At 64.6% G+C, this 12,884-nt stretch carries 16 protein-coding genes; 5 read left to right on the forward strand and 11 right to left on the reverse strand.

Annotation, left to right across the window (positions count from 1 at the left end):
* Window positions 1-87 precede the first annotated feature (87 nt).
* Window positions 88-1,002, forward strand: coding sequence for a LysR family transcriptional regulator (locus MesoLj_RS07470; RefSeq protein WP_202325600.1), 915 nt, complete (start codon window positions 88-90; stop codon window positions 1,000-1,002).
* Here the strand turns inward: MesoLj_RS07470 and MesoLj_RS07475 are convergent.
* The 3 genes from MesoLj_RS07475 to MesoLj_RS07485 form a co-directional block, all read right to left on the reverse strand.
* Complete coding sequence (locus MesoLj_RS07475) at window positions 960-2,141, reverse strand: MFS transporter (protein WP_202325601.1); 1,182 nt, start codon at window positions 2,139-2,141, stop codon at window positions 960-962. The two genes, MesoLj_RS07470 and MesoLj_RS07475, sit on opposite strands and share 43 nt — an antisense overlap.
* 291 nt (window positions 2,142-2,432) lie before the next feature.
* Window positions 2,433-2,741 carry a DUF1244 domain-containing protein gene (locus MesoLj_RS07480; protein ID WP_202325602.1) on the reverse strand — a complete coding sequence of 103 codons (309 nt, stop codon included), beginning with the start codon at window positions 2,739-2,741 and terminating at the stop codon, window positions 2,433-2,435.
* Window positions 2,742-2,752: 11 nt separating this feature from the next.
* Entirely contained in the window at window positions 2,753-3,550 is a 798-nt protein-coding gene (locus tag MesoLj_RS07485; protein ID WP_202325603.1) for an N-formylglutamate amidohydrolase, read from the reverse strand.
* A 288-nt stretch (window positions 3,551-3,838) separates the two neighbouring features.
* On the opposite strand from MesoLj_RS07485, the gene MesoLj_RS07490 reads away from it, so the two are divergent.
* The 3 genes from MesoLj_RS07490 (at window position 3,839) to MesoLj_RS07500 (ending at window position 6,653) form a co-directional block, all read left to right on the forward strand.
* Window positions 3,839-4,285, forward strand: a complete 447-nt coding sequence (locus MesoLj_RS07490) for a DUF1036 domain-containing protein (RefSeq protein WP_244735517.1) — start codon at window positions 3,839-3,841, stop codon at window positions 4,283-4,285.
* Window positions 4,282-5,718 carry a pyruvate kinase gene (pyk, locus tag MesoLj_RS07495; protein WP_056575575.1) on the forward strand — a complete coding sequence of 479 codons (1,437 nt, stop codon included), beginning with the start codon at window positions 4,282-4,284 and terminating at the stop codon, window positions 5,716-5,718. The genes MesoLj_RS07490 and pyk overlap by 4 nt, the downstream gene beginning before the upstream one ends.
* Before the next feature lie 200 nt (window positions 5,719-5,918).
* Window positions 5,919-6,653 (forward strand): L,D-transpeptidase, encoded by a 735-nt coding sequence (locus MesoLj_RS07500; protein WP_140777045.1) that lies wholly within the window; start codon window positions 5,919-5,921, stop codon window positions 6,651-6,653.
* A gap of 41 nt (window positions 6,654-6,694) precedes the next feature.
* On the opposite strand, the gene MesoLj_RS07505 is transcribed toward MesoLj_RS07500, so the two are convergent.
* The 3 genes from MesoLj_RS07505 to ykgO form a co-directional block, all read right to left on the reverse strand.
* Entirely contained in the window at window positions 6,695-7,762 is a 1,068-nt protein-coding gene (locus tag MesoLj_RS07505; RefSeq protein ID WP_202325604.1) for an alpha/beta fold hydrolase, read from the reverse strand.
* A 154-nt stretch (window positions 7,763-7,916) separates the two neighbouring features.
* On the reverse strand, window positions 7,917-8,525 hold the full coding sequence (locus MesoLj_RS07510; RefSeq protein ID WP_140777041.1) for a tetratricopeptide repeat protein: 609 nt from the start codon (window positions 8,523-8,525) through the stop codon (window positions 7,917-7,919).
* Between the two features lie 107 nt (window positions 8,526-8,632).
* Window positions 8,633-8,758, reverse strand: a complete 126-nt coding sequence (ykgO, locus tag MesoLj_RS07515) for a type B 50S ribosomal protein L36 (RefSeq protein WP_006327841.1) — start codon at window positions 8,756-8,758, stop codon at window positions 8,633-8,635.
* A gap of 231 nt (window positions 8,759-8,989) precedes the next feature.
* Between ykgO and MesoLj_RS07520 the strand changes: the two genes are divergently transcribed.
* Window positions 8,990-9,412, forward strand: coding sequence for a lysozyme inhibitor LprI family protein (locus MesoLj_RS07520; RefSeq protein WP_202325605.1), 423 nt, complete (start codon window positions 8,990-8,992; stop codon window positions 9,410-9,412).
* Between the two features lie 69 nt (window positions 9,413-9,481).
* Here MesoLj_RS07520 and MesoLj_RS07525 read toward each other — a convergent pair whose 3' ends face one another.
* The 5 genes from MesoLj_RS07525 to MesoLj_RS07545 form a co-directional block, all read right to left on the reverse strand.
* Complete coding sequence (locus tag MesoLj_RS07525) at window positions 9,482-10,558, reverse strand: 5-(carboxyamino)imidazole ribonucleotide synthase (RefSeq protein ID WP_202325606.1); 1,077 nt, start codon at window positions 10,556-10,558, stop codon at window positions 9,482-9,484.
* Window positions 10,555-11,052 carry a 5-(carboxyamino)imidazole ribonucleotide mutase gene (gene purE, locus MesoLj_RS07530; RefSeq protein WP_027141852.1) on the reverse strand — a complete coding sequence of 166 codons (498 nt, stop codon included), beginning with the start codon at window positions 11,050-11,052 and terminating at the stop codon, window positions 10,555-10,557. Before purE ends, MesoLj_RS07525 begins: the two co-directional genes overlap by 4 nt.
* A gap of 99 nt (window positions 11,053-11,151) precedes the next feature.
* On the reverse strand, window positions 11,152-12,060 hold the full coding sequence (locus MesoLj_RS07535) for an anti-sigma factor family protein (protein WP_202325607.1): 909 nt from the start codon (window positions 12,058-12,060) through the stop codon (window positions 11,152-11,154).
* Window positions 12,057-12,596: a sigma-70 family RNA polymerase sigma factor gene (locus tag MesoLj_RS07540; RefSeq protein ID WP_202325608.1), complete on the reverse strand. Its 540-nt coding sequence runs from the start codon at window positions 12,594-12,596 to the stop codon at window positions 12,057-12,059. The genes MesoLj_RS07535 and MesoLj_RS07540 overlap by 4 nt, the downstream gene beginning before the upstream one ends.
* Window positions 12,597-12,642: 46 nt before the next feature.
* Window positions 12,643-12,846 (reverse strand): hypothetical protein, encoded by a 204-nt coding sequence (locus MesoLj_RS07545; RefSeq protein ID WP_140777031.1) that lies wholly within the window; start codon window positions 12,844-12,846, stop codon window positions 12,643-12,645.
* Between the last annotated feature and the right edge of the window lie 38 nt (window positions 12,847-12,884).

Genomic DNA, 12,884 nt, shown 5'->3' on the forward strand with positions numbered 1-12,884 from the left:
TCCGTATCGGTGTTTGCAGGGCGAATATGATTGCCTCATGGATGAATTGAAATTGACCATAGATGCAGTTTTGATATTCATTATTGAATGGAAGATATCGATTGGAACCTTATCAAGAGCTTCGTCACGGTCGCGGAAACCGGCAGCCTGTCGGCCGCCGCGCGAAAACTGTCGGCCAGCCAGCCGACGTTGGGCCGTCACATCGGGGAGTTGGAGCAGGCGCTCGGCGTCACGCTGTTCCGGCGTGGGCGGAGCGGCTACGCGCTGACGGAGGCCGGTGCGACGCTGTTCGAGCGCGGCAAGGCTGTCAGTGAACAGGCGAGTGCTTTTTCGCTATTGGCGTTGGGCTCGGTCGAGGCGATCGAAGGCACGGTGCGCATCGCCGCCAGCGAAGTGGTGGCGGCCTATGTGCTGCCCGACATGATGGCGCGGCTCGGCGTGGAGGAGCCCGGCATCGAGGTCGAGATCGTTGCCTCGAACCAGGTCGAGAACCTGCTGCGCCGGGACGCCGATATCGCCATCCGCATGGTCAAGCCGGCGCAGAACGAACTTGTGGCGCGCAAGGTCTGCGATATCCCGCTCTGCACCTGCGCGGCCATTTCCTATCTCGATCGGCGCGGCCGTCCAGCGGGGCCGGCCGATCTCGTCAATCACGCCCTGATCGGCTTCGACCGAAGCGATGAGATCATCAGGGGCTTCGTCCAGCATGGCATCCCGGTCACCCGCGGCAGCTTCCGCTTCAGGGCCGACAACCAGATCGTGCTGTGGGAAGCAGTGCGGGCGGGAAACGGCATTGGCCTTGGCCAGGAGCCGTTGGCCGAACGTGATCCGCTGGTGGAGAAAGTGCTTCCCGGCCTGCCGCTGCCTGGCCTGCCGGTGTGGCTGGCCATGCATCGCGATGTGCGCGGCAGCGTGCGCATCCGCCGCGTGGCGGACTTTCTCCACGAGGAACTCAAACGCTATTCGGCGGGTGCCGTGTCGGGGGCGAATTCGGCGCGGTGAGCGAGGCCCGCCATCAGCAAGACGACGATCAGCAGCACCGACATGGCGACAAAGATCGGCCCGAAACTGGAATGCTCGGCGACGAAGCCGATCGCAGACGGCGCCACCAGAATGCCGGAATAGCCCATGGTGGTGACGACGCTCATGCCGGTGCCCGATGACATGCCTTCCTGGTTGCCGCCGGCCGAAAAGATGATCGGCACCATATTGGCGATGCCGAAGCCGCACAGTGCGAAGGCCGCGATGGCGAGCCAGGGTGAGGGCGACAGGCCGGCGATCAGCATGCCGGCGGCGGCGACGACAGCCGAGCCGCGCAGCGTCGTCACCGCGCCGAAGCGGTTGCGCACGCCATCGCCGAAGAAGCGCATGATCGCCATGACGCCGGAAAAGGCGGCATAGGCAAGACCGGCGACGGCAAGGTCGGCGCCGAGTTCCTGTCTGAGATACAGAGCCGCCCAATCGAGCACCGCTCCCTCGGAGATCATTGTCAGCAGGGCCATCAGGCCGATCAGGTAGACCAGCGGGTTTGCCGGCAGCGTGAATTTATGATGCTCGGCCGCTTGTGGTCTGTCCTCGGCAACGAGATAGCCGACCGCCATGGCGATCGCCGCGAAGGCAAGCGCGGTCACCACAGCGGCATGGGCGAGGTGGCCATAGTGCTGGATGGCAAAGCCGCCGAGGCCGCCGCCGGCGAAACCGCCGAGGCTCCAGAAGCCGTGCGAGGACGACATGATGGCGCGGGACATTTTTCGCTCCACCACCACCGCATTGGCATTCATGGCGACATCCATGCCGCCGATCGAGCCGCCGAAAATGAACATGGCGATGGCCGCCAGCGGCACGTCGGGCGCCAGCGCCACCAGCAGCAAACCGAGACTGCCGCAAAGGCCGAACCAGCGCAGCACGGTGCGCGAGCCATGTTTCGAGATCAGGTGGCCGCACAAGGTCATGGCGGTGACCGCGCCGGCACCGAACAAAAGGATCAGCAGGCCGAGCGTGAATTTCGAAATGTCCAGCCGGGTCAGGAACACCGGAATCTGCGGCGCCCAGCTGCCGGTCAGGAAGCCATTGGCAAGGAAAATGGCGGCCACGGCCCATCGCCCGCGAATGGCAGTCTGCATGGCGTTCGGCGCGTTCATAGGGCGAATCCGGTCAGAAAATGGCTTTGCGCGGCAAATTAGATCGATTCAATTCGCAGTCAAGCGCCGTCCGCAGGGAATGCTTGGACCAAAGGGCGAAATGGGACCGGCATCGCTGATGGCGGGGTGACACCTCGGAGATGAGCCGAAACGCTCTTCCCTTCGTCATCCTAGGGTCTGCGCCGCGTCGCTTCGCTCCTTGCTCCGCCCTAGGATGACGAAGCCGCGGAGGTTTGGTCTACACAGGCGCCGGAAGCGAGTGGCCGGAGGCCGCTCGCCGTATCGGGCACGCTAATGATCCTTCGGCCGCCTGGCCTCGAATTCGGCTTTCTTGGCGTCCGACGCCTCCGTCTGGTTGAGCGCCTGCCACTCGGCATAAGGCATGCCGTAGACGATCTCGCGCGACTGGTCCTTGGAGAGATCGACACCTTCGGCATTGGCGGCCTCGCGATACCAGTTCGAGAGGCAGTTGCGGCAGAAGCCGGCGAGGTTCATCAGGTCGATGTTCTGCACGTCGTTGCGTTCTCTGAGATGCTCGACCAGCCGGCGAAAGGCAGCGGCCTCGAAGTCGCGCTTCTGCTCGTCGCTGAGTTTGGTCATCGAAACCTCCGTCAAAGCGGCCCGGTGCGCGAGCCGAACATTTTCACGACATGTATATCGGGACGGCGGTCGATGGCGTCAACGATCGGCGCCAGACGCCCGGCCCACGCGATCGCGCCCTTCTGGTCCGAAATCAGGTCCTGGCGGATCTCGATCAATGCGTGGGCATAGCCATTGACGATGGCATGCTTGAACATGGTGTCGCCACGCAGCGCGCCGTCATAGGGCTCATTGTCACCGACGACGAGGTTCTTGTCTTCGGCAAGCATGTCGATCAGCGGCCGCGCCACCCGGTCGTCCCGATCCCAGAGGATGCCGACATGCCACGGCCTCTGCCTGCCCTGCATGACCGGGGTGAAGGAATGCACCGAGAAGATGAAGGGCGCCTGGCCGGAAGCCTGCGCGACCGAAGCGATCATGGCGCCGACGGCGTCGTGATAGGGCCTATAGAAGCGGTCGAGCCGCCTTTCGCGCTCCTCGGGTGTGAGCGGATAGTTTCCCGGCACGACAGTGCCGTCATAGAGCTGGCGAATGAGCGTCGGATCGTCCTCGCCGCGATTGGCGTCGATCAAGAGCCGTGAAAAGCTGGCGATCAGGGCAGGCACGCCGAGCAAGGCCGCAAGTTCGCGCGTCACCGCCTCGACGCCGATATCGTAGGCGATGTGACGGTCGAATTCCGCCGCCGGCAGGCCAAGGCTGCCATAGTCCTCGGGTAGGTCGCGGCGGGCATGATCGGCCAAAAGCACGATGCCTCGCTTGCGGTCGCCCTCGACGATATCGAAAGGCGCGAAAACTGTGGATCGGGTCATTGGCGGGAAATGGTCTGTTCGCTGGCTTCCGGGGAGGGTGCTATCGTCATTCCACGAAGACGACGCGTGCGCAATGCCGTTGTTTGGCCAAGGTTTCCGCTGAAATCTGGCAAGGGGCGACGGATAGTGCGCCGGGAGCCTTCCTAAATCGATTGGAATTGGTCAAAACGGCGCGTTGACATGCGCCCGGACTTTTCCGAAAAGGGGCGCAGAGAGATGCTGATGTGGTTCTTGAGGGGTATTGGGATGGGTTCCGCCGGCAGGCAGCGCATGCGCTCTGCCTTTGCCATGCCGCTCCTGATCCTGACCGTTGGAGTGTCGGCGATGGTCATGGCCTCGCCGGCGCGCGCCGATTTCCGCGTCTGCAACGCCACGCAGAACCTGGTCGGTGTCGGCATCGGCTATCGCGCCAAGGCCGGCTGGATCACCGAAGGCTGGTGGCACATTGAAGGATCGAGCTGCAAGACGTTGATCGAAGGGCCGCTGTCATCAAGGTTTTACTATCTTTATGCAGAAGACGCCGAGCGCGGTGGACGCTGGGACGGCCCGATCAACATGTGCGTGGCTGAAAAAGAGTTCAAGATCGCCGGCGTAAACGACTGCGTCGCCCGGGGCTTCCAGCGCGCCGGATTTCAGGAATATGACACGGGCGAACAGGCAAGCTGGATGGTCCAGCTGACCGATGAGCCCGCAACGGGAGGCGCTCCAGCCGCCCCGGGAACCAACAGTCAATGAGACGCAGCCGCAAGGTCAAGATCCTAGCCACAATCGGTCCGGCCTCCTCCTCCGAGGAGATGCTGAAGAAGCTGTTCGAAGCGGGCGCCGATGTGTTCCGCATCAATATGAGCCATACAGATCACGAGCTGATGCGCACGCTGGTCGGGCGCATCCGGGCCGTCGAGGAGCAGGTGGGCCGGCCGATCGGTATCCTCGCCGACCTGCAAGGCCCCAAGCTGCGCGTCGGCAAGTTCGCCAATGGCAAGGAAGTGCTGACACCGGGCCAGACCTTCACGCTCGACGACAATCCCGAGCCCGGCACGTCGACCAGGGTCTATCTGCCGCATCCGGAAATCCTGAGTTCGGTCGAGGCCGGTCACCGTCTTTTGATCGATGACGGCAAGCTCGAACTGAAGGCGGTGAAAAGCGACGGCAAGTCGATCGTCTGCACCGTCGTCGCCGGCACCACGATTTCCGACAAGAAGGGCGTCAGCCTGCCCGATACCGACCTGCCGGTCGGCGCGCTGACCGAGAAGGACCGCAAGGACCTCGACGCGGTGCTCGCAACGGGCGTCGACTGGATCGCGCTGTCCTTCGTGCAGCGTCCCGAGGATCTGGCCGAAGCGCGCAAGATCGCGCGCGGCCGGGCGCTGATCATGGCCAAGATCGAAAAGCCGCAGGCCGTTGCCCGGCTGGCCGAGATCATCGAATTGTCCGACGCGCTGATGGTCGCCCGCGGCGATCTCGGCGTCGAGATGCCGCTCGAAGCCGTGCCCGGCATCCAGAAGCAGATCACGCGCGCCGCGCGCCGCGCCGGCAAGCCGGTGGTGGTCGCCACGCAGATGCTGGAATCGATGATCACCGCTCCGGTGCCGACCCGCGCCGAAGTGTCGGATGTTTCGATCGCCGTGTTCGAGGGTGCCGACGCCATCATGCTGTCGGCTGAATCGGCGGCGGGTGCCTATCCGGTCGAAGCGGTGGCGATGATGAACCGTATCGCCACCAAGGTCGAAACCGATCCGACCTATGCCGGCATCATCAACGCGCAGCGCTCCGAGCCGGAAGCGACCGGCGCCGACGCCATTTCGCTGGCCGCCCGTGAAATCGCTGAAACGCTGAAACTGTCGGCCATCATCACCTACACCGCGTCCGGCACCACCGGCCTGCGTGCCGCCCGTGAGCGGCCCCAGGTGCCGATCATCGCGCTGTCGCCGATCCTCAACACCGCGCGGCGGCTGTCGCTTTTGTGGGGCACGCATTGCGTGGTCTCTCCCGACGCCACCGATCTCGACGACATGGTCAACCGCGCCTGCCGCATTGCGCTGGAAGAAGAGTTCGGCAAGCCCGGCGACCGCGTCATCATCACGGCCGGTGTGCCGCTGAGGACGCCCGGCTCGACCAACATGCTGCGCATCGCCTATGTCGGCTCGGACGTGCAAAGCAGCCGGTAATTTGCTGATTTCCCGACGCAGCATCCCGCGCGATTTTGTGCCGAGGTCGCTGTGGCCATAATGCAACGAATGCACGGACAATGATCCCGGCCTTTGTCTCGACACAGGGTCGCCGCGATCGCCTCTACAAGGCACGGGTGAGGCGGCATCAACGGTCGCCCCTCGCCGTCGGCCTTCCCATCATTTTGAAAGTATAGTGAATGTCATCTCTTGTTTCGCGCCGGTCGCTTCTGACCGGGCTGTCGCTTGTTGGCGTTTCGGCCATCTCGGCCTGTGCCCAAATGCCCAGACAGTCGATCGGCATGGCAGCTCCTCTCAATCCGCCGCCGCTCGGGCCGGCACCAGAAAAGGCGCCGATTGAAGATGCGGCGCCTGAAGCCGCTGCCCCGGCGTCGCCCGATTACGCCAGCATGTACAGCGCGGTCGAAGATGGCGGCCATTCGCTGCCGGCGATTCCCTTCAGCAAGGTCGACGGCCGCTTCCTGCGGCAGATCGTCGACGATCCGACTGGAGAAAAACCCGGCACGATCGTGGTCAACACGACAGACAAGCACCTCTACTGGGTGCTCGAGGACGGCAAGGCCATGCGCTATGGCGTGGGCTTGGGGCGCCAGGGTTATTCCTGGAAAGGCCGCGCGATCGTCCAGTGGAAACGCAAATGGCCGACCTGGACGCCGCCATCGGCAATGATCCGCAGGGATCCGAAGTTGGAAAAATGGCGCCAGGGCATGCAGCCCGGTATCAGCAACCCATTGGGGTCACGTGCGCTGTACATCTTCAAGGACGGCGTCGACACGCTCTACCGGATTCATGGATCGCCGGACTGGAAGTCCATCGGCAAGTCAGCGTCATCAGGCTGCGTGCGCATGTTCAACCAGGATGTCATGGATCTTTACGAGCGCGTTCCGGGCAAGACACCGCTGCTGGTCATCTAGCGTAGGGCGCAACGTAGCTGCCTCTCGCTGTCGGCTAAATATCAGGTCGGAGCGAGCTCGGCCTGAGGCTCCTTGAGGTCGGCACATTTGCCGGCGCCATAGGCGTCGCCGGCAATCCGCGCTTCCGCTGTCCTGGCTATCGCCTCCAGATCGATATCCTTGCCGGCGACCTTCTCGATGGCACCGACGACGAGGTCGGGGGTGATCCAGTCCGGCTTGTGGCCGAGATTGTGCACCCAGACGAGTTCGGCGCCAGCTATGTCGCGTACCAGGCCGACGGAATGGATGTGGGCGTAGACGACCTTGTCGTGGTCGCCCGAAATGACCACGGTCGGCGCCGTGATCTCGTTATAGTGCGGCGCGGCACCAAGCGCGTAGCTGTAGAGGCCGGCAACGTCGGTGGCATTGGCGCGAAAGGCCGATGGCCGCAACACCAGCGGGATCGCGGCCATGCCGAGATAATTGTCCGGCACCTTGTTGGGCGCGAACACGCAGGTCGTGGCGTCAGCCATCTGCAGTGTTCCGGCCGGGTAGGTCAGCGTCTCGGAGAACAACCGGCCGATCACCGGAATGGTGGTCAGGTCGTAGTACCAGGACGTCGCGCCGCCCGGCCAGGGATGCGTCGCCGGCGCCAGGAAGACGAGGCCAAGCGTCTTGTCGGCATGCTCGCGGCCGAAAGCGGCCGTGACCACGCCGCCGAAGGAATGGCCGACGATGATTGCCTTCCTGATGCCGAGACGGTCCATCAGCGCGGCAATGGTGGCGGCCTGCGCGGACGGATTTTCATTGTTGCCGGGGCCGCGCCCGGACCAGCCATGACCCGGCCGGTCGAAGAACAGCATCTCGGCGCGGCCTTCGAGCCCAGGCCTCAGCGGCAGCATCTGATCCCTCAGATTGGCGCTGGCACCGTGGATGAAGACGATTGGCGGCAGGTCCGCCTTGGAGGGGGCGGGGATGTGGACATAGTGGATGCGAGCGCCGTTGATGTCGGCAAATTCGCCGACCGGCTGGTTGCGGCGCTCGATCAGCCATGAGCCGACGCGGGTAACGCCGACCAGGGCAAGGACGAGTGCGAGGAGAAAGGCGACCGCGGCGTAGATCAGGTTCATGCGGGGATATACGGAGGTGGAGGGGGATAAGTTCTGGGGGAACGGGCAGTAGGGCAGTAGGGCAGTAGGGCAGTAGGGCAGTAGGGCAGTGTGTTCCGCAGTGGAATCTATCCCCTACTGCCTTACTGCCCTATTGCCTTACTCCCTTCAGGGGTCAAATTCCTTCGCCGGCAAGCTCTTCCGAAAGGGTGGCGACCTGGTCCTGGGCGCTGCGCATCATCGGATAGATGGCCAGCACCTTCTGCCAGGCCTCGAGCGCCGACTGCTTGTGGCCGGTCAGCGCCATGATCTGCGCCAGACCCGACAGCGCGCCGAAATGGCGCGGCTCGAGCTGCAGCGTGCGGTCGATGTCCGACATCGACTTGCCGTAGTTCTTCATCATGAAATGCACCGTGGCGCGCCGGTTCCAGCCCTCGGCATAGGTCGGCTGCATGGTTACAACCTGGTCGAGAAAATCGAGCGCGACGTCGAATTTCTGGTTGTCCATCGCTTTTTGCGACCACAGCATCATCAGGTCGATCGAGGCGCTGCCGGACTGGGACCATTCGTTCCAGATGTTGCCGGCGATGCGTTCGGCCGCCTTTTCGTTGCGTTCGCGCTTGAGGTCGGAGAACAGCTTGTCCAGCCGGGCCTGTTTGGTCATCGGCGGGGCCGGAGCATCCGGGGTGGCTGGCACTGCCGGCTGATCGTCGGCGGCTCTGGCCGGCAAGCTCATGGCGCCGGAAACAAGCAGAGCTGTCAAAAATGCAAAAAGAATCCGCATCGCCCGATCCTAGTCCCGGGCGGCGGAACATCAAAGTGATTTTAGCGTGAGAAGGTCGGCGGGCCGACAAGCATCAGGGGCGGAGGCAAAAGCCTCCGGCCGAAAACTCAACCCTGGCGCGCCTTGTAGCGCGGGGCGGTCTTGTTGATGATGTAAACGCGGCCCTTGCGGCGAACCAACTGGTTGTCGCGGTGACGCGCCTTCAGCGCCTTGAGCGAATTCTTGATCTTCATGGTCTTGCCTGTCGGTGTGGACCCGGTGCCGGGTCGAAATTTTAAGGCGCGCCAGAAGACGCGCCTTTTGAACGGTGGGTGGCTCATAAACGAGGACCCTTGTCCGTGTCAACCGCAAGCGTGCGCCGCATCCTGATATCATCAAATATCCGCCATGTCGTCCCGGCGGCATTGCACCGCCCCGGACGGACTGGGATGATGCGCTGTATCGCAAGTGATTTGGGGACCGTCATGCGCCGAACACTCCTGTCCGCCTGCCTTGTCTTGTTGGCGGGAGCGTCGGTTGCTCGCGCACAGGAATGCGACCGCTCCGACGACAGCCAGCAGATGATGAACATCTGTGCCGGAGCGGATTATCAGGCCGCCGACGCCAAGCTCAACGCGGCCTACCAGAACCTGATCGGCTCTGATGATGCCGATGGCAAGAGGTTGCTGCAGGCGGCGCAGCGCGCCTGGATCGCCTTCCGCGACGCCGAATGCGCGCATACCACCGCCGCCAGCACGGGCGGTTCCATCCACGCGATGGAGGTTTCGCAATGCCTGACCAGGCTGACCAACGACCGCGTCAAGCAGCTCGCCGCCTCGGCCAATTGCGAGGAAGGCGATGCGAGCTGCGCCAGTTCCGACGAGGTTGAAGGCGACGAGGTGCAGTAACCTGCGTCCGCGATAGAACGGTTCACCGTTTCACGGAAACGCCGAACCGCTTTTACCTCATTGTTTGCTCTAGCCGTGCCGGCTGATGCGGGTGAAGTGGCCCATCTTGCGGCCGGGCCGCGCCTCGGCCTTGCCGTAGAGATGCAGCATCAGATCGGGCTCGGCGAGCAGGACCGGCACGCGCAGCACGTCGTCGCCGATCAGGTTTTCCATCACGCAATCGGAATGGCGGTCCGGGCTGCCGAGCGGCAGTCCTGCAACGGCACGGATGTGCTGCTCGAACTGCGAAACGACGCAGGCGGCCTCTGTCCAGTGGCCGGAATTGTGGACGCGCGGCGCAATCTCGTTGGCCAGCAGCGAACCGTCGGCCAGCACGAAGAACTCGACGCCGATGACGCCGACATAGTCGAGCGCGGACAATATCCTCGATGCAGCCGCACGCGCCGCTGCCGCCGTCTGTGGTGTGATGGCGGCGGGCAAGGTCGAGGTGTGGAGAATGCCGTTGCGATGCACATTCTCGGCCGGGTCATAAGCGACGACCGCTCCGTCCAGCCCCCGTGCCGCGATCACGGAGATTTCGCGCTCGAACGGCACGAAGCTTTCCAGGATCAGCGGCACGTTGCCCATCGCCTCGCAGGTGCCGGCGAAGCCGCCCGTTTCCATGTTGCGGAAGACGCGCTGGCCCTTGCCGTCGTAGCCCATGCGACGCGTCTTCAGGATGCCGCTGCCGCCGAATGTCTTCAGCGCCGCCGTCAGCTCGTCGTCGGTGTCGACCGGACGAAAATCGGCGGTGGCGATGCCGATGCCGTTGAGGAATGTCTTTTCGTTCACCCGATCCTGCGCCACGTCAAGCGCGCGCGCCGGCGGATGGACAGGCACCTTGGCGGCAAGCGCTTCTGCCGCGGCGACCGGCACGTTCTCGAACTCGTAGGTAATGACGGCACTCGCGGCCGCCAGTTCGGCAAGGGCGGCCGGATCGTCATAGGCGGCTGTTATCTGCCGGTTGGCGACCTGGGCGGCCGGGCAATCCGGCTGCGGCTCCAGCACGATGGTGCGGTAGCCGAGGCGGGCGGCGGCCATTGCCAGCATGCGGCCAAGCTGGCCGCCGCCGATGATGCCGATGGTCGATCCCGCGGGCAGGCTCACGGCGTATCCGTCGGTTCAGCGGCGACCTTGGCGGTCTGCGAGGCGCGCCAGGCGTCGAGCCGCTGGGCGAGCTTGTCGTCGTTCAGGGCCAGCACTGCGGCGGCCAGGAGGGCCGCATTGGCCGCACCGGCCTTGCCGATGGCCAGCGTGCCGACGGGGATGCCGGCCGGCATCTGCACGATCGAGAGCAGCGAATCCTGCCCCGACAGCGCCTTCGATTCCACCGGCACGCCGAATACCGGCAATGGCGTCATCGCCGCCGTCATGCCGGGCAGGTGCGCCGCACCCCCGGCGCCGGCGATGATCACCTTGTAGCCGGCGGCCTTGGCACCCTTGGCGAATTCATAGAGCCGGTCGGGCGTGCGATGGGCTGATATGATCAGCCGTTTGTGCGGAACGCCCAGCGCCTCCAGCGTTTCGGCTGCCTGGCGCATCGTCGCCCAGTCGGACTGGCTGCCCATGATGATGGCGACGTCGGCGCGTTGGTCGTTCAAGCTATTGCTCCCCGGCGACAAAGGCGCGCCTTAGCGGAATTCGCGCGGGGCCGCAAGGATTTCAGGCCATCGGCCAGATGCCGACGGCCACAATCCGGGTCAAACCGCCGCCTTGCGGAAGCGGGCGACGAAGTCGTCGAGCTCGGGCCGTTCCATGTCGGAGATCGCCCAATAGGAGAAGGCGCCGTCGCTCCATTGCACCATCGAGAAGCCGCCGGATGAAAGGTCGTCGGGCTGAGTGGCCTTGCCACCCTGCTGCGGTTCGGCGACCAGCGTGATCAGGTGCTCGCGGTGGCGGTAGACCAGGGCCGGCACCGGCCTGCCCGATATCACCTCGACCCGGCCGCCGATCAGCGCATAGCCGTCCTGGGCAAGGTCCGGCGCCGGCGGCGAGACGCCGATGCGGGCGTCGAGCCACGGCTTGACCGTATGGCGGTCGGACGAGACGATGTCGATCGGGCTCGCCGCAAGCAGGCTGCGGCGGTGGCCGCTGGCGACCGCCGCGGCAAAGCCGTCATCGACGCCACTCTGCATCACCCATTGCGTCGCCCCGCTGGCGAGCACCGCGCTGATCATGATCGACGCCGCCATGGCGCGCCAGTCGAACGAGCCGAAGCGGCGCGCTCTTGGCGATGGGCGCGCCAGGGAAGGACGTGTCCCGGCTTCCCGTCTCTGGCCGCCGCCGGCGCCTGCAATCAATCCCGGCAATGCCGACGGCGCGCCCCGCTGCGGCTGCGCCACCTCGGCCGGCGCCTGTTGCTCGGTGCCGACCATGCCGATCGCCGCGATGCGGGCGCGAAAGGCGTCGCTGACATCGGGGCGCGGCAAGCGGCTGACGGCGCCCTGCAAGGCGACAATGCGGGCATGCTCGGCGGCAAGCGTGGGGTCGGCAGCGATGCGCCGTTCCACGGCCAGTGCCGCGGCCGCATCGAGTTCGCCATCTACCAGAGCGTGGATCATCAACCTGATGCCTTCGGGATCGTTGGGCAGTCCGTCGTCGTGCGTCATGACGCTCTCCCCAGTTCAGACGCCAGCAGACCGCGGGCACGCGCCAGCCTGGACATGACCGTGCCGATCGGCACGGCAAGCATGGCCGATATTTCGCGGTAGCTGAGGCCGTTGATATCGCGCAGCACCAGCGTTTCGCGAAATGGCTGCGGCAAGGCGGCGATCGCGGCCTCGAGTGCCGCCGTATCGGCCCTGGCGATCAGGCTCGCCTCCGGGCCATCCTCGTCCGGCAGGCTGCTGCCGTGTGCCGCGGCCATGTCGTCGAGATCGCCGAGATCGCCGACGGCCATCATGGCGCGCGGCCGGTTGCGCGACATCCAGGTGTAGGAGGTGTTGCGCACGATGGTCAGCAGCCAGGCGCGGGCGTTGCCGCCAGCGTAACCTGATATGCCGGCATGCGCCTTGATGCAGGCGTCCTGCACGACATCCTCGGCGTCGGCGGCATTGCCGGTCAGCCAGCGGGCGAGCGCCAGCGCATCGCCGAGATGTGGCAGCACCACCTCGTTGAAGCGTTGTGCCTGCGCCCTCTCGCTCAAAGCAGCACCATGATCCGATACTCCGGGAGGAACAGGCCGTGCGCTTTCAGAGAGCGACGGCAATCTTGCCCTGCCTGCGCGGGCGAAACCCGCGGAAGCAGGCAACGCCGCCTGCTGTGGTGAAAGTGAATTCATCTGTGTCACCAGTGTCAAGCGTCCTGAAGGAGGGACTGGTGACGATCTTGCTCGCCAGCACATGGTGACAGCTGACGCCGCAACCATATTCGCTGTCCTGGCAATGATGCGGCATGCCGATCTCCTCAACGCCAGCAGTGGCGTATAACGAGG

The sequence above is a fragment of the Mesorhizobium sp. 113-3-9 genome (genome assembly GCF_016756515.1).
GTDB lineage: Bacteria > Pseudomonadota > Alphaproteobacteria > Rhizobiales > Rhizobiaceae > Mesorhizobium.